The organism is Sphingomonas sp. T1, assembly GCF_902506585.1.
Classification (GTDB): domain Bacteria; phylum Pseudomonadota; class Alphaproteobacteria; order Sphingomonadales; family Sphingomonadaceae; genus Sphingomonas; species Sphingomonas aerolata.
The window spans coordinates 3632844-3648800 of record NZ_LR733875.1 but is presented as its reverse complement, the minus strand read 5'-3'; the positions used below and the strand labels follow the sequence as shown (position 1 = coordinate 3648800).

At 61.1% G+C, this 15957-nt stretch carries 11 protein-coding genes, 2 tRNA genes and 2 rRNA genes; 4 read left to right on the top strand and 11 right to left on the bottom strand.

What is annotated here, in order from left to right; all coding sequences use genetic code 11:
• Window positions 1-188: 188 nt before the first annotated feature.
• The 4 genes from GV027_RS16765 to GV027_RS16750 form a co-directional block, all read right to left on the bottom strand.
• The gene (locus tag GV027_RS16765; RefSeq protein ID WP_159512534.1) at window positions 189-1655 is read right to left on the bottom strand and encodes a S41 family peptidase; all 1467 of its coding nucleotides are present in this window, start codon (window positions 1653-1655) and stop codon (window positions 189-191) included.
• An 82-nt stretch (window positions 1656-1737) separates the two neighbouring features.
• The gene (locus tag GV027_RS16760) at window positions 1738-2205 is read right to left on the bottom strand and encodes a helix-turn-helix domain-containing protein (RefSeq protein WP_159512533.1); all 468 of its coding nucleotides are present in this window, start codon (window positions 2203-2205) and stop codon (window positions 1738-1740) included.
• A gap of 7 nt (window positions 2206-2212) precedes the next feature.
• Window positions 2213-2830: a hypothetical protein gene (locus tag GV027_RS16755; RefSeq protein WP_159512532.1), complete on the bottom strand. Its 618-nt coding sequence runs from the start codon at window positions 2828-2830 to the stop codon at window positions 2213-2215.
• A gap of 401 nt (window positions 2831-3231) precedes the next feature.
• The gene (locus tag GV027_RS16750; protein WP_159512531.1) at window positions 3232-3960 is read right to left on the bottom strand and encodes a glycine-rich domain-containing protein; all 729 of its coding nucleotides are present in this window, start codon (window positions 3958-3960) and stop codon (window positions 3232-3234) included.
• A gap of 154 nt (window positions 3961-4114) precedes the next feature.
• Between GV027_RS16750 and GV027_RS21925 the strand changes: the two genes are divergently transcribed.
• Window positions 4115-4567, top strand: coding sequence for a DUF938 domain-containing protein (locus GV027_RS21925; protein WP_443029560.1), 453 nt, complete (start codon window positions 4115-4117; stop codon window positions 4565-4567).
• Between the two features lie 121 nt (window positions 4568-4688).
• Here the strand turns inward: GV027_RS21925 and GV027_RS16740 are convergent, their stop codons facing one another.
• On the bottom strand, window positions 4689-5582 hold the full coding sequence (locus GV027_RS16740; RefSeq protein WP_031393870.1) for a Gfo/Idh/MocA family protein: 894 nt from the start codon (window positions 5580-5582) through the stop codon (window positions 4689-4691).
• Between the two features lie 252 nt (window positions 5583-5834).
• On the opposite strand from GV027_RS16740, the gene GV027_RS16735 reads away from it, so the two are divergent.
• From GV027_RS16735 to GV027_RS16725, 3 genes are all read left to right on the top strand, one after another.
• Window positions 5835-8117 (top strand): TonB-dependent receptor, encoded by a 2283-nt coding sequence (locus GV027_RS16735; RefSeq protein ID WP_236559273.1) that lies wholly within the window; start codon window positions 5835-5837, stop codon window positions 8115-8117.
• Window positions 8118-8627: 510 nt separating this feature from the next.
• Complete coding sequence (locus GV027_RS16730; RefSeq protein WP_159512530.1) at window positions 8628-9959, top strand: Gfo/Idh/MocA family protein; 1332 nt, start codon at window positions 8628-8630, stop codon at window positions 9957-9959.
• A 350-nt stretch (window positions 9960-10309) separates the two neighbouring features.
• Window positions 10310-11122, top strand: a complete 813-nt coding sequence (locus tag GV027_RS16725; RefSeq protein WP_236559272.1) for an NIPSNAP family protein — start codon at window positions 10310-10312, stop codon at window positions 11120-11122.
• 224 nt (window positions 11123-11346) lie between these two features.
• On the opposite strand, the gene GV027_RS16720 is transcribed toward GV027_RS16725, so the two are convergent.
• The 6 genes from GV027_RS16720 to GV027_RS16695 form a co-directional block, all read right to left on the bottom strand.
• Window positions 11347-11535, bottom strand: a complete 189-nt coding sequence (locus tag GV027_RS16720; protein ID WP_159512528.1) for a hypothetical protein — start codon at window positions 11533-11535, stop codon at window positions 11347-11349.
• A 55-nt stretch (window positions 11536-11590) separates the two neighbouring features.
• On the bottom strand, window positions 11591-12073 hold the full coding sequence (locus GV027_RS16715; RefSeq protein WP_159512527.1) for a hypothetical protein: 483 nt from the start codon (window positions 12071-12073) through the stop codon (window positions 11591-11593).
• A gap of 249 nt (window positions 12074-12322) precedes the next feature.
• Window positions 12323-12398 (bottom strand) — tRNA-Met (locus GV027_RS16710).
• A gap of 101 nt (window positions 12399-12499) precedes the next feature.
• Window positions 12500-12576: transfer RNA gene (locus GV027_RS16705), tRNA-Met, on the bottom strand.
• A gap of 80 nt (window positions 12577-12656) precedes the next feature.
• Window positions 12657-12771: ribosomal RNA gene (gene rrf / locus GV027_RS16700) — 5S ribosomal RNA — on the bottom strand.
• A gap of 221 nt (window positions 12772-12992) precedes the next feature.
• Window positions 12993-15789 (bottom strand): 23S ribosomal RNA (locus GV027_RS16695).
• Window positions 15790-15957 lie beyond the last annotated feature (168 nt).

The window sequence follows — 15957 nt, the reverse complement described above, 5'->3', positions numbered from 1 at the left end:
GCAGAGATTGGCGGTCTGATCGGATCACGCAATCATGATGATGAAGGTAGCTGAGACCTCTATCTTGGTCGACCTCGCGACGACTACGGCAGCGGTACCCCAGACCCGGACATTCGCAGTGATTCCGGCTTACCAACACCGGTCGTTCGTTCATCTCGGACGCAGGCGCTCGGAGCCGTCGCCATTCGTCACGCAAGTGCGCGGATCAACTGGCCATCAGTGCCCTTCGCGATGTCCGCCCGCGTGATCGGGATTGCTATGTCCGGCGTAACACCCCGGTCGGGTTGCGGGGTCGTCGGAAACCGGCCGATCAGCGGCAGGTCGGCTTCCAGCCCGGTCGCAGGCAGTCGCACGAAGTAGAAGCAGCCACCGTTGATCCCGCGCCGGTTGCCGCCGGTCGTCTCACCGATCAGCGTTGCAAGGCGATTGCGGCGGACGAAATCCGCGAACTGGAACGTCGCCGAGCTGTTTTGCGGCCCGATCAGAACGCGCACGTCGCCCTCATAACGCGTACCGCGCCGTCTGATCGGGTCCACCCGGTCGCCTTGCGTATCGAGCCGGAGGAACCGGTCGTTGATCCTGGTCGCATTCTCTCCCAGATGGTCGAAACTGCGGTCCCACGTGTCGAGCACAGGCCGCAGGTCCCCGGGCACGGTGCGGTAGCGGACGAGCCTCTGGACCTCCTCGAACGGCGTCTCGCGGTTCACAAGCCGTTCGGCAAGCGTGTTACCGCAGTCGAGCCCCCCCTCGTTCGCGCGCAGATCGACGACCAATCGCGGCACCCGCTCGGCGACCAGCCGGTCGATCGCCTGATCGAGCCAGCCGCGCCAATCCCACTTGCTGTCGTAGAGACCCCAGCTCGGCATCGACAGAAGCGCGGCGTCGCCGCGCCGCTCGATCGTCCAGACCGGTGTTTCGCCGCTCGCATCGACGCCGGCGTGCGCGGTCGTACGGCGCTGCGCGAGCGAGACGCCGGCAACGGTCGCGGTACGTCGCCGTCCGGAGGGGTCTTCCACCGTCAGCTGATAGCGGTCCTGCCCGAACAGCATCGAGAAGAAGATGTCGAAGGTCTCGTAGCGGTCGTCTCCTTGGACCGAGAGAAGGCGGCGACGCTTGGCATCGTTGTGCCCATCCGCACGCGCGAGCGGCATGAGCGCGGCGAGAATGGCGCTCGCGGATCGGCCGTTGACCGCCAGGATGCGGCTTCCCGGCGAGATCCCCGTGGCGAATGGATCGGCCGTGACGACCATCGCGCCGCCGATCCAGAGGAAGTCGAACGGCAACCGATCCGGTGCTTCGAACAACGTGACGGCGATCTCGCGTCGCTGGTTGTAGAAATTGGCATAGCTATGGCCGCATCGCACGGTCGCGAGAAAGCGCGACAGCGTGAGGTAGAACGCCCGTAGCGTCATGGGAATGGCCGCCGCTCGGTCCAGCGCTGCGAAGCGGGCATCGATCTCCCGGGGCGTATTGTAACGGTGGATGCCGGGGTGGAGCTCGGCATATGCCCTGCGCAGTAACGCGACGTCCTCGCGCATCGCCGCGGCGCGGAGGAGCGTCGGACTGGATGAGGTCCGGGCGAGCAGCGGCGAGGCTGCAAAGGTGGCGCCGAGGCCGCCGAGCACGGTGCGGCGGGACGGTGGCGATGCGGTCATGTCGGCTCCGACGTTATGGATACCCCCTTCAAGCATGGCCGAGCGCGTACGCGTCGCCTCATCATCGCCCATGCCATGCGATTTATCGTTTGCGAGACGCCCGATACGCACTCGGTGAGCGACCATAGCGCCGCTGGAAGGCGCGGTTGAAGCTCGCCTTCGACGAGAACCCGGCGTCGAGCGCGATCGCCAAGACCGGCCGGGAATCATCCGCCGCCAGTGCCGCGGCCACGTCCTCGCAGCGAAGACCGTTGACGAAGTCCGAAAAGCCGACGCCCAGCCCCTCATTGAGTGCCCGCGACACATAGGTCTCGTTGGTCGCGAGCAGGCTCGCCAGCCGCCGCAGCGTCAGCGCGTCGTCGCGATACCACCCGTTATCGCGGATCCGCGTCGCCCATTCCTCCCCTTGCGCCTGCCAGTTTCGAACGGCGGGTGATCGCACCTCCGGATGCTCCAGTGTGTCGAGCGCCGGAAACGGCAACGCGAGATACCGCCATCCTGCGATCCCGAGATACAATGCGAACCCCGCGATCGCGGCGTAGAGCGGCATCAGCCCCCTATAGCCGAGCGGCTTCATCGACCAGCAGCCAGCCCGCCCAGACGATCGCCAGCAACGGATAGGCGACGGCGGTGCGGCTGAGCCACGCCGTCGCGAACCGCGCGTCGTCGCTGCGCTTTTGCGACAGAGCGTCGCGGTAGCCGTGCAACAGCCGGATCGTCCACGCGCCATAGACGACGAAGCTGATCGCGAGCAGCGATGCGACGATCGCATTGCCGGTCGTGAAAGCAAGATCCGCCCAGTAATGCTTCAGCGGCGTCGGCAGGAGGAAGGCGGCAGCCTGATAGGCGAACTGGATCGCGCCCGGCAGCAGGTGTCGCCATGCCGCGGGCGACCAGCGGCCGGTGACGAGAGCATAAGCGTGCAGATAGAGGAGCGGCGGGACCAGCAGCGCGTTCGAGAAAGGCGCGAAGGTCAGCCACCACCAGCGATCGTAAAAGCCGGCAAACCCGATCAGCCAGGGCACGAAGACGCCGGTCATGACGATCAGCAGCGCGGCGAGCGCGCGCGCGGCCAGCCGGTTGTGAAACGACGCCGACAAGCCGACCGCCAGCGGAAGCAAAATTGCCGCTGCCACCGTGAGGACAGCCGTGCGCCAGCCAAAGACCAGATCCATGACGGTCAGCGTAGCTTCGTCGACACCCAAAGCTAGGGATCACATTTCGGAAGGAGGCCAGTCGCCTCACCTGCGCGCATTCGAGCCCCCCAGCGCTTGCACAGCTGGAAACTTGCAGCTCACTCCCGCTCGAAAGACGGCATCCCAAAGACCCAGAGCCACTCCTGGAGCAGTGTCTTTGAGCAGCCGAAAGCGGACGTCCGTTCACCTCTGCCGCTCGTGCGCGAATCAGGACGCAGTGCGCATGGCGGCAAATCCCGCGGGCCCCACTCCGGAGCAAAGATAGTGCGAACAGCTTTACAGTATTCGGGTTGGTGCTGGCGTGCACCGCCGTCGACGCGCATGTCTCGCTTGGCGGCGGCGCGCCCCTCCTCGTCGCCCGTTGCAAGAGGGGGGGGGGATCATGAGCACCCCCCGCCGCACCCGCCATCGCCGCTACCGCACCCGTCCGACCCGCAAGCGCCACCGTCGAAGTTCAGATCGAAACGACGACCAGCTCTGCCGGCCTTTAGTCGCGCACCCTGGATCCAAGTGACGATCGCGACGGCAAGGAGGAAAACGGCAACCAGCGCCACCATATCTTGAACGATCAGGACAACCAGGCCGGCGCAAGTGAACCCGACCAACGTCGCCTCTTCCGCGCCCAGAAGTACCTTTCTGGTCCGGTCGATCCGCTGGAAATTTCCCGAGAATCGTTCGGAGGGATCGGGCCAAACATCTGCGGGCGGCGCAGCACCAAAGGTGTCCCGGTATATATTGAGCGTACGCGCATACCGGTCACGATAGTGCTCGCATTGCTCGGGGCCACCCGATGTCGGCTCGTGATGAATATCGCGCGCGACGATATCGCGGCAGAGGCCGTGCCAATAATCGCGGGTATAGGCTAGATGCAGATGCCACGCCTGATCAATTGCGTCCGACGGCGTAAGCTGCTCATCGCTGATCGCGACCAGCGCGAGGAAGTGACGATATTCCATCGCGACCCGGTCTGCAAACGACCCGGTCCATCCGTTCTCTGCGGCCAGCCTCCCTTCGAAGCTGAGGGCTGCACCGGGCTGGCCGATGCTCAGGGTCTCGATCCTCCCAATGAGAATCCTTCGCGCCATATGCGCGGGGCTGTTCGGTTCCATACCCCATTAGATTAGTATGATATTGTTGCAGGATTGTGACGCCGATGGCGACCAAGCGATCCGGAGTCAGCCGCCCGCCTCTCGACCGTTGCGTGGTGCGACAAGGCAGACAATGTTCGACCGCGGTCTCGACACTGCCGTCGAAGACTGACCGATCGCAAGCGCGGGGCCGATATCGTGCATCAACATGGTCTATATCGGCCTGTGGTCGGCGATGCTCGGGTCGCTCGCCGGGGCCGCCCGCCTGTTTCGAGAGGGCGATCCATTGTTCCTGCACGGCCCCTTACACCGTGCAGGTCAGCCGACCGGGCCGCCCAACGACTCGTTCGACGCTTCCCTGAAGACACGCAACCCGCTCTGGGGCTTACGCGACGGCGTGACGGTGATCGTAGCATCTGACGGGTCCACCACGATCACTCGCGTCGTCCAAATGCCGGCCAATAACCCTTGGGTCGTTCTGCAACGCAATTCGCTACAGACCTGGCCCATGGCAGTCCGAGGGACTGCCGCCACGCACGACCTTCTTTCACCTACGACCCACAAGCAGACGTTGCAGGGCCTTCCCCCGCCGAGCTGCGGACACTCATTCAATGAGGTTTCCGGCTAAGCCACTGCATGCCGCCATTTAGGCGGTTGTCGGCACTGGCGTACATAAGTGGGGGCGACCTTATCGGTGCGATGCGGGCTGTGCGCCGACGCCTTCAAATTCCGGGAGGCGTGTCCCGGAATCACGCCTCCGTGTGACGGACGATGGCCTCGCAAATTTCATGCGTTGCGAGAATTGCGGCTGCATCGACCGGCCTTCGCTCACGCGCCGCAAGCAGGAAGTCGTCGCACATCGCCGCAAAGCCGCGCTGCTGTCCTACCGAGACCCAATCGCCTCGTCGATGTAAGCGCTGTGTCCCGCTTGTCTCGACGCGATCAGCAAGGTTCAGCACGGTGTGACGGGCCCCACCGCCAATGACGTCCAGGCGTTCCTCATCGAGCCCACTGTCGCGATGCATTGTGCCGATGGCGGTAAACCCGTCGCCTGCCAGCGTGAGGGTGATCGTGTGGAGCATGCCGTCTACGACATGGGTTTCGATGTTGCGTCGGCAGACCGGTCCTGGGGCCAGGAACAGCAGCGTATCGACGACATGGATGAAGTCATCGAAGACGACCTTCCGCGGTTCGTTGGGTTGCCGGTAGCGGTGCTTTTCGAGGATGATGAGGTTCGCGTCGATGCCTCGCAATGCGACATAATCTGGCGCAAACCGCCGGTTGAAGCCGACCATGAGCGGAACGACACGGTCCGTGGCCAAGGCGACAAGCGCTTCGACCTCGCCGAGATTATCGGCGAGCGGCTTGTCGACGAAGGTCGGGACGCCTCTCTCGATAAGGAGCGTGACGAGCTCGCCGTGTGCCTGCGTCGACGCGTGGACGAAGGCGGCGTCGAAGGATGTGGTGGAAAGCGCATCTGCAGCGCTGGTGTGCCGATGCCCGATACGAAACGAGCGGCCGACCTCGTCGAGGACGCCTGCATCGCGCGTCGCCAGGTGAATGTCGAGATCAGCTCGCGTCGACAGAACCGGAAGATATGCTTTGCGAGCGATGTCACCCAGCCCGATGAGAAGCACGCGCATATCTATTCCCCGGTCCGGCACGATCGCCGCGTCTGCCGGGCCGCAATAGCTTCGCCATTGCGCTCCCCGCAACCAATCGTCGGGGATGACTGCGGCGCCAACTGGGGCAAAGATGTCGCGGTGCGCCGCAAAAATGCATCGCCACCGATCGTGTCTATTGCCGCACGTTGCAGTGATGTTACCGGTCGGGGACGGATCCGGGCCACACGGATCGACGCAGGAGGATGTTCGAAGCCCAAGGGGGGACCATCCATGATTCGCTTGCCCGTTCGTACGTCTGCCATCGCCCGACTGCTGGCCGCCAGCGCGCCGTTATTCGTCTGTGCCACACCCGCCGTCGCGCAGGACCAGGCGCCGACGGGGCAAGCCGTCGGCGATCCGGCCGGCGAACAGGGCGTCGGCGACATCGTCGTCACGGCGACCCGCCGTCGCGAATCGGCGAAGGACGTGCCGCTCGCGGTCACCGCGATCAGCGGCGAGAAACTCGACGTCCTTAACTCAAGCGGGCTCGATATCCGGTTCCTCGCTGGTCGCACGCCGAGCCTTCAGGTGGAATCCTCGTTCGGCCGCACCTTCCCGCGCTTCTACATCCGCGGGCTCGGCAATACCGATTTCGATCCGAACGCCGCACAGCCGGTGTCGGTGGTGTATGACGACGTCGCGCTCGAAAATCCGATGCTGAAATCCTTCCCGGTGTTCGACCTGCAAAGCGTCGAAGTGCTGCGCGGGCCGCAGGGCACGCTGTTCGGGCGCAACACGCCAGCCGGCGTCGTGAAGATCAATTCCGCCAAGCCGGATCCGGACAAGGCCTCGGGCTATGCGACCGGATCCTGGGCGACCTACAACACGATCAACGGCGAGGCGGCGCTGAACCTGCCGATCGGCAACGGCTTCGCATTCCGTGCATCGGGCCTGATCCAGTCGCGCGACGATTGGGTCACCAACGATTCCACGACGGGCAATGCCGATCGCAAGCTCGAAGGGTACCGCGATGTCGCCGGCCGCTTCCAGCTCGGCTATACCAGCGGCGATTTCAACGCCTTGCTGAACGTCCACGTCCGTGATCTCACGGGCTCGCCGCGCATCTTCCGCGCCGGGCTGTTCAAGCCCGGCACCAACGACTTCAACACCGGCTTCGACCCCAAGCACGTCACGCTCGACGGCTATACCAGCCAGAGCCTGACGCAATGGGGCACCAACCTGCGGCTCGACTATCACCTCGACGGCATCGGCACCTTCTATTCGGTCACCGGCTATGAACAGGCCAAGGTCGAGAGCACTGGCGACGTCGATGGCGGCAACAGCTACCCGTTCACGGGCGGCACGATCGGCGCGATCGGCGTCGGGCTGTTCCCGTCGAACACCGGCGGCCTCACCAAGCCCAAGGAGTTCAGCCAGGAACTGCGCTACGCCAGCGAGGACATGAACGGCATCCGCTTGCAGGGCGGGCTGTATTATTTCTACCAGACGCTGCGCTATCATCAATATGACTATGCGTTCGGCGGTACCGGATCGCGTGCGACCGACCTGACGCAGGACATCTTCCACGACAATCGCAACGAGAATTACGGTGCGTTTGCATCGATCGAGGCGAAGCCGACCGAGCTGCTGACATTGCGCGCGGGCGTCCGCTACTCGCACGACTATCGCAACGACCTCGTGACCGCACCGATCCCCGGGACCGGGATCAGCGACACACTGCCCGCGCGTGCGGTAGTCCGTGGCTCGAACGTGACCTGGGACGCGAGCGCGACCTATGAGCTGACCCCCGCGATCAACGTGTATTCGCGGCTTGCCACCGGCTATCAAGGGCCAGCGATCCAGGACCGCGTGACGTTCGGCAGCGTCCAGAGCACCGCACCGAAACAGACGACCTTCTCGGGCGAGAGCGGCTTCAAGGGGACGCTGCTCGACCGGAAGGTGAACTTCTCGCTCGACGCCTATTGGTACAACACCAAGGACCTTCAGATCACTGCGGTCGGCGGCAGCAGCAACTCGGCCCGTCTGATCAGCGCGAACAAGGCGATCGGCTATGGCGTCGAGGGCGAGTTCGAGGCACGGCCGGTGCCCGAATTGTCGCTGACCGCAAGCGGCAGCTACAACTTCACCGAGATCCGCGATCGCTCGATCGGCGTGGGGGTCTGCGCGACCTGCACCGTGCTTGATCCGATCGTGAACGGGTTTGCGATGATCGACGGCAACGACCTGCCCCAGGCGCCACGCTGGATCGCCAACTGGACCGCGCGCTACGGGATCCCGCTCGCCAATGGCGGCGAGGTCTATGCCTATACCGACTGGGTCTATCGCAGCCGCGTCAACTTCTTCCTGTATGAAGCGGTAGAGTTCACCGGCAAGTCGTCGCTCGAAGGCGGGCTCAAGGTCGGCTATAAATCGCCGCAGGGGTATGAGGTCGGCGCGTTCGTGCGCAACATTACCAACCAGTATCGCAGCATCAGCGCGATCGACTTCAACAACCTGACGGGCATGATCAACGAGCCGCGGATCATCGGCGGCCAGTTCAAGGTAGCGTTTTAAGTTAAGACGCCGAACTGGGCACCTTGCGCGCAATCCTGGTGTGAAAGTGAGCGTCGCGACCTCGAACTCCTCGACAAGGGCCGTCGCAAGCGCGGCGGCCTGATCCAACGCTGCCGTCGAACCACCGGCAACGGCCGCCAGCCAGACGGAGATGGCTTAGAGCACGTCATTACAGGTAGCACGGTCAGTGTCGGCGTGGGCGAGGAGCGCCAATGCAGGCGCGGCTTCGTCAGGAAGGGTATCATTCTCATCGACCAGGCCAACATGCATCAGATCTTGCGGGTGCCCAACTGCCATCAAAGAGGTTGAGCACTGATCTATCATTCGGGTCATTCTTTCGACGATGCGTGACGCTCTTGGTCATGGCCGACCGAACACTGCTTTTCGTCTGGATGACCCTGCTCAGGAGCTGGAACTGCGTTTTGCGGCGCACTCCCTTTGCGTCTGTGGTCTTGCGAAGGGGCGGTTGGGCGCTACCAATACCGTCAGGACAGATTGGGGAGGACCAACATGACCACCAGCTTCGACCGCCGCGCCCTCTTGGTTGGCGGCCTTGCAGCCTCAGCTGCTACCGTGGTGCCGCTTGGCCAGGCCTTTGCCCAGCGCCGCGGCCGAGTCTCGGCGAACGACAAGGTCCAGGTGGGTCTGATAGGTTGCAAGGGCATGGGCTGGTCGGATCTATCAGCCATGTGCAAGCGGGCCGACGTGGCGCCCGTAGCCCTTTGCGACGTCGACGCTACGGTCCTTGCGGCACGCGGTGCCGAATTGAAGAAGGTCTCAGGCCGCACGCCGAAGCTCTACGACGACTATCGTCGGATGCTGGACGACAAGTCGATAGACGCGGTGATCATTGCTACGCCCGACCATTGGCACGCGCTTCAGCTGGTCGATGCCATGTCCGCGGGCAAGGACGCATATTGCGAAAAGCCGCTCGGAAACTCCATTGCCGAATGCCGTGCCATGGTCGCCGCCAAACAGCGTCACAATCGTGTGGTTCAGGTTGGTCAGTGGCAACGCAGCAACCAGCACTGGGCAGACGCGATCGCGCATGTTCAGTCCGGCGGCATCGGTCGGGTCCGAAAGGTCAAGGCTTGGGCGTACATGGGATGGATGAAGCGCGTCGTTCCCCAACCGGATCAGGCCCCACCCGCCGGCGTCGATTATGATAGCTGGCTGGGCCCCGCACCGCTGCGCCCCTTCAACTCCAATCGCTTCCACTTCAGCTGGCGCTGGTACTGGGACTATGCGGGCGGCCTGATGACCGACTGGGGCGTCCATCTGATGGACATCGCGCTGTTGGGCATGAAGGCAGAGGCACCTCGTTCGGTCAGTTCGCTTGGCGGTGCCTATGGCTATCCGGGCTCTGCGATGGAAACTCCGGACACGCAGACCGCCATCTACGACTTTGGCGACTATTCCGTGGAATGGGAGCATGCGGTCGGCATCAGTCAGGGCCCCTATGGCGGTCGCGACCACGGCGTCGCCTTCGTCGGCGAGACCGGCACCCTTGTCGTCGATCGTGGCCAGTGGCGTGTCACGCCAGAAACAAGCGATGGCAGAGCCATGACTCGGGAGATCCCGGTCACGAAAGCCAAGGACGAGGGGCTCGACCGGCACACAGCCGACTTCATTGCCTGCGTTAAAGATCGCACGCGCACGCCAGCGTGTACGATTGAGGCGGCGTCCAACACCGCCATCGTGTGCCAGATGGGAAACATCGCATTGCGCACAGGCCGCAAGGTGAATTGGGATGCTGCATCAGGTCAGTTCAGGGATGACGCAGAAGCGAACCGACTAATCACGCCCCGCTACCGTACACCCTATCGGCTGCCAGCTGCATAAGCCGGCTGGCCGCCTATGCCGACAGGGGGGACCGCTGCGCCGCGCGCTCGACAGCGGCTCTTGCCAATCGCTGCCATGCGATGACCGAGGTCGGCCATTCGGTAACCAGTCCCAGATCCCCAACTTTGGTCGCACTTACATGTTAGCTGGACAGCTACTTTCGATGATTAAGCGCTGTCAGCATCTATCTCTATATCAAGGCGCTGAACCAGTTGACGCCACCCAGCTGGCACATTTGACGCAGGAATGCCGCGAAGTCGGCGTAGGTCGATCACCAGCAGGCAGACATCGCGGATTGACGACGGTTGCGGCTTGCGCTCGACTGGCCCGGACGGCTTTGCGAGGGCATGATGGCATATCCAATTGATCGACGTTCGTTGCTCGCAGGTGCCGCTATGGGCGGCGTTGCGCTTGCAACTGTCGAGGCTCAGGCTCAGCCCCGCGACGCGGCAGCAACCCTGGAGATCTATGAGCTGCGGACCTATCGGCTGGTAAACGGCCCCATGAAGGACCGTCTGGACGCTTATCTCAGGAACGCCTTTATACCAGCAGCACGACGCGCGGGTTGCGGGCCGGTGGGTGTATTTACGGTGGCGATCGGGTCCGCAAGTCCAAGCGTCCATGTTCTCGTCCCCTATCCCTCGATCGAGGATTTCGTGGCTTTGCCCGGCAGGCTCACCGCCGATCCGAGCTACACGAAGGCTGCCGGGTCGTTTTTGAAGGCGACGCCAGACGCGCCGCCATACACGTCCCTTGAAGTGAAGTTGATGCGCGCGTTCCCTCACTTTCCTCGGCTCGAATTGACCGACGCCTCGAGCAGCAACACGCCGCGCATATTCGAACTCCGGACGTATTTCAGCCATAGCGACGCGGCAGGAATGACCAAGATCGGGATGTTCGACACGGGCGGTGAGATCGAGATATTCCGTCGGACTGGCCTGACGCCGATCTTTTTCGCCCAGGACCTTACCGGAGCCCGCCTGCCGAGCCTGACCTACCTGCTGACCTTTCCCGACCTTGCGACCCGCGAGCGAAACTGGCGTACCTTCGGGTCGGATCCCGCTTGGCGCCGGCTCATCTCGACGCCGGGGCTTACCGACCGCGAAATCACCACCGGAATAGACAACCAGATCCTAAGTCCGGCGTCGTTTTCGCAAATTTGACCGACAAGCGGGCGTTCGCGCCCTATGTGCTCCCCAAACTTCGGTCGTCCGTTCGTTTAGATTCCCGGCCTCTTTTCGGGCGGCATTGCGGCAGAGCTGTTCATCGCGGCAATGCAACGCTGACGCGTTGTATCGGGGGCTGGCTTGATGGCAACGTCAGCGGCGCGGCGCTGCGCTGGCGTCGCCTGAGACGGCCAGTATGCATACGCCAACCAAAAAGGGGCTCACAGTCCTGCCCCCTTGTGATGGACCGCCTTGAGATGAGCAGCCAATCGGACGCGCTGTGATGGTGTCAGCGCCTCAGCCGCGTCGGCCAGCCCCTGGACGATCCGCCGCGAGGCACGGTCTGCCTGCTTCACCTGCTCGACACGCAATGCCTCCAACCCCGCGCGGTCGATCGACGGCAGCAACACCAGGACGTATGAACGTTAGTGTGCGTTCCGGAACTGTGCGTGAAAGGCATCCAGATCAGTATGGACCGGATTTGGCGATTAGCTTCAGCTGGGCCCTTTGCTTGGGCGTGCCGTCAGGCAGAATTTCGTCGAAGGGCGCGTCGATGACCGCAGGATCCGCTGTTGCCGATTGGCCAGGTAACCCGCGTAGGGCCGATACCGCCGAGCTTAGGCCAGCACCGGCTATCGCCGCGATCCCGGCCACGACGGCCAGCAGCCCGGCAACTATTCGCCGTCGTTGGAAATATCGGTTCATTGTACAGCGTATGAGGCGGAGGCCCGGCGCTTGGCGGCCGAGACGGTCAGCACCCGTCCGAAGCGTGAAGTCGAACTCGCGAATCTCGACCAGCAGATCGTCTTTGCCAAGGCAGCCATCCTGAAAGGCGTCGATGCGGCCATTTTGGTCGGAGACATGAAAGTCTGAAACGAGCGGCGCCAGTTTCTGTTCGCCGAACAGAACGCTACGCAGGCCATGTCCACGGGGGCCGAACTGCTGCACCCCGACCTCAGCCGCGGATATTGCGGCAAGGTAGAACAGCTTACCCTGGCGTTCCGATCGATGCGCTGAAGGCGCAGGCATTTGAGCGACTGCGCCTTCAGCGCACCGAGATGGTAGTGCTGACACTGGAGGACAGTAAGTTGACGATCAACCTTCGCGGCGAGTTAGCGTCAATGCTCGAGCTATGCGTGTGTCTAGAAACGCAAAAAGCCTCCGCGGGTATTCCCTCGGAGGTGTTGCAAATCAAGATGGTTGCGGGGACAGGATTTGAACCTGTGACCTTCAGGTTATGAGCCTGACGAGCTACCGGGCTGCTCCACCCCGCNAACCTTCGCGGCGAGTTAGCGTCAATGCTCGAGCTATGCGTGTGTCTAGAAACGCAAAAAGCCTCCGCGGGTATTCCCTCGGAGGTGTTGCAAATCAAGATGGTTGCGGGGACAGGATTTGAACCTGTGACCTTCAGGTTATGAGCCTGACGAGCTACCGGGCTGCTCCACCCCGCGACGGTCCGGTTAGGGACGTGGGTAGATGAGATTGTGAATGGGTTTTGATATCGTGTGATGCATGTCGCACGGGCTTCAATGCCTGGCGACGACCTACTCTTCCATCGCTTGAGCGATAGTACCATTGGCGCAGGCGGGTTTCACGGCCGAGTTCGGAATGGGATCGGGTGGGACACCGACGCTATAGCCACCAGGCAATGGAGCCGGTGCGACATGCGTCACTGTGATATCTGGGTCCCTCGAGGCTAGCCTTGCGGCGAGTCTTGAGGGTTTTAAAATCGATACCGTGCTTGGGTATAGTGGTATTTGTAACCAATCCCTCGACGGCGAGGGGATTGGCAATCTGGCGTCGTCTTAATCATCCGCACCGTCATGACGCTGGGTTACCCCAGTGTTGTCATTGATGGTGTGAGACTCTCAAGCGCGAATAGAGCAATTAGTATCGGTTAGCTCCATGCGTTACCGCACTTCTACATCCGATCTATCAACGTCGTGGTCTCCGACGGCTCTATGAAATCTTATCTCGAGGGAGGCTTCCCGCTTAGATGCTTTCAGCGGTTATCCCGTCCATACATAGCTACCCAGCTGCGCTCTTGGCAGAACGACTGGTACACCAGAGGTATGTTCAACCCGGTCCTCTCGTACTAGGGTCAACTCCTCTCAAATTTCGACGCCCACGGCAGATAGGGACCAAACTGTCTCGCGACGTTCTGAACCCAGCTCACGTACCACTTTAATTGGCGAACAGCCAAACCCTTGGGACCTGCTCCAGCCCCAGGATGTGATGAGCCGACATCGAGGTGCCAAACAACCCCGTCGATATGAGCTCTTGGGGGTTATCAGCCTGTTATCCCCGGCGTACCTTTTATCCGTTGAGCGATGGCCCTTCCACGAGGGACCACCGGATCACTATGACCGACTTTCGTCTCTGCTCGACTTGTCAGTCTCGCAGTCAGGCGGGCTTATGCCATTGCACTCTAACAGACGGTTTCCGACCGTCCTGAGCCCACCATTGCGCGCCTCCGTTACTCTTTAGGAGGCGACCGCCCCAGTCAAACTACCCGCCACAGAGGGTCCCTGTTCCGGCTTACGGAACGAGGTTAGACATCAGAAACAAACAGGGTGGTATTTCACCTATGGCTCCACATCAGCTGGCGCCGATGCTTCAAAGCCTCCCACCTATGCTACACAGTTTCTTCCTAATGCCACTCTGAAGCTGCAGTAAAGGTGCACGGGGTCTTTCCGTCTAACCGCGGGTACTCCGCATCTTCACGGAGAATTCAATTTCGCTGAGCATGTCCTGGAGACAGTGGGGAAGTCGTTACGCCATTCGTGCAGGTCGGAACTTACCCGACAAGGAATTTCGCTACCTTAGGACCGTTATAGTTACGGCCGCCGTTTACCTGGGCTTCATTTCAGAGCTTGCACCCCTCCACTTAACCTTCAGGCACCGGGCAGGCGTCAGGCCCTATACGTCGTCTTGAAGCCGACTTAGCAGAGCCCTGTGTTTTTGCTAAACAGTCGCTACCCCCTGGCCTGTGCCCCCTCAAAGTGCTTGCGCATAGTGAGGGCCTCCTTCTTCCGAAGGTACGGAGGCAATTTGCCGAGTTCCTTCAGGACACTTCTCTCAAGCGCCTTGGTATACTCTACCTGACCACCTGTGTCGGTTTCGGGTACGGTCTATACGGTGGGGCTATTTCCTGGAACCATTTCGAAGCCATCCCAATCCGATAAGGGATGACAACACACATGATCCGTCACACACCACCAGGCCCACGAATATTAACGTGGTTCCCATCGACTACCCCCTTCGGGCTCGTCTTAGGGGCCGGCTCACCCTGCGCGGATTAGCCTTGCGCAGGAACCCTTGGTCTTTCGGCGAGAGGGCATCTCACCCTCTTTATCGCTACTCATGTCTGCATTCGCACTTCCGATACCTCCACGACCCATTACCAGATCGCTTCACAGGCTTACGGAACGCTCCGCTACCGCGTACCACATAAGTGGCACACCCTAAGCTTCGGCACGTATCTTGAGCCCCGTTACATCTTCGCCGCAGGACCTCTTGTTTAGACCAGTGAGCTGTTACGCTTTCTTTAAAGGATGGCTGCTTCTAAGCCAACCTCCTGGTTGTTTTGGAAGTCCCACATGCTTTCCCACTTAGATACGATTTGGGGGCCTTAGCTGTAGGTCAGGGCTGTTTCCCTTTTGACGACGGACCTTAGCACCCGCCGTCTGTCTCCCGCATATCACTCTTAGGTATTCGGAGTTTGGTTAGGTTTGGTAGATCTCGCGACCCCCTAGCCCATCCAGTGCTCTACCCCCTAAGGTGTTCGTGCGAGGCACTACCTCAATAGTTTTCGCGGAGAACCAGCTATTTCCCGGCTTGATTGGCCTTTCACCCCTAAACACAACTCATCCGGTAACTTTTCAACGTTAATCGGTTCGGACCTCCAGTGCATGTTACTGCACCTTCATCCTGGTCATGCCTAGATCGCCGGGTTTCGGGTCTAATACATCAAACTCTGGCGCCCTATTCAGACTCGCTTTCGCTGCGCCTACACCTATCGGCTTAAGCTTGCTTGATACATTAAGTCACAGACCCATTATGCAAGAGGTACGCTGTCAGGCCATAAAAGCCCTCCAACTGCTTGTAGGCAATCCGTTTCAGGTACTGTTTCACTCCCCTCATCGGGGTGCTTTTCACCTTTCCCTCACGGTACTAGTTCGCTATCGGTCATGTACGAGTATTTAGGCTTGGAGGGTGGTCCCCCCATGTTCAGACAGAATTTCACGTGTTCCGCCCTACTCGAGTCCTGAATTCTCACTTTCGTATACGGGGCTGTCACCCGCTATGGCGTCACTTTCCAGAGACTTCTACTAGTTGAAATTCAGGCACTGGCCTGGTCCGCGTTCGCTCGCCACTACTAACGGAATCTCGGTTGATGTCTTTTCCTCCAGCTACTGAGATGTTTCAGTTCGCCGGGTTCGCTTCACGAAGCCTATTTTATTCAGCTAAGTGATACCTAACCTAATTAACCCAAGCTGCGCGTTACCACACAGTTCGGATTAATCGGGATAGGTGGGTTTCCCCATTCGGAAATCGCGGGGTCAAAGCTTGCTCACAGCTCACCCGCGCTTATCGCAGCGTGCCACGTCCTTCATCGCCTGTACATGCCAAGGCATCCACGAATTGCCCTTACCTCACGCTTGAGAGTCCACACCACCAACGACATCACTGGGTGCGTTCCAGAGGAACGTCACCAACTCGGCAGAGCAGTGCGCGTTAGCTTTTGTCAGGTGCGGATGATTATAATCTCAGCCAGATTATATTGTATGATGATGTCGATATCCGGAGCCTCGAACCGCTCGTTCAGATCG

What these genes read in the sequence shown, in the direction of transcription:
- GV027_RS16725 (WP_236559272.1), top strand. Translation starts at nt 10,310, where the DNA reads ATGGCATATCCAATTGATCGACGTTCGTTGCTCGCAGGTGCCGCTATG.
- GV027_RS16740 (WP_031393870.1), bottom strand. Translation starts at nt 5,582, where the DNA reads ATGCGCGTGCTTCTCATCGGGCTGGGTGACATCGCTCGCAAAGCATAT.
- GV027_RS16730 (WP_159512530.1), top strand. Translation starts at nt 8,628, where the DNA reads ATGACCACCAGCTTCGACCGCCGCGCCCTCTTGGTTGGCGGCCTTGCA.
- GV027_RS16750 (WP_159512531.1), bottom strand. Translation starts at nt 3,960, where the DNA reads ATGGAACCGAACAGCCCCGCGCATATGGCGCGAAGGATTCTCATTGGG.
- GV027_RS16765 (WP_159512534.1), bottom strand. Translation starts at nt 1,655, where the DNA reads ATGACCGCATCGCCACCGTCCCGCCGCACCGTGCTCGGCGGCCTCGGC.
- GV027_RS16760 (WP_159512533.1), bottom strand. Translation starts at nt 2,205, where the DNA reads ATGCCGCTCTACGCCGCGATCGCGGGGTTCGCATTGTATCTCGGGATC.
- GV027_RS16755 (WP_159512532.1), bottom strand. Translation starts at nt 2,830, where the DNA reads ATGGATCTGGTCTTTGGCTGGCGCACGGCTGTCCTCACGGTGGCAGCG.
- GV027_RS16735 (WP_236559273.1), top strand. Translation starts at nt 5,835, where the DNA reads ATGATTCGCTTGCCCGTTCGTACGTCTGCCATCGCCCGACTGCTGGCC.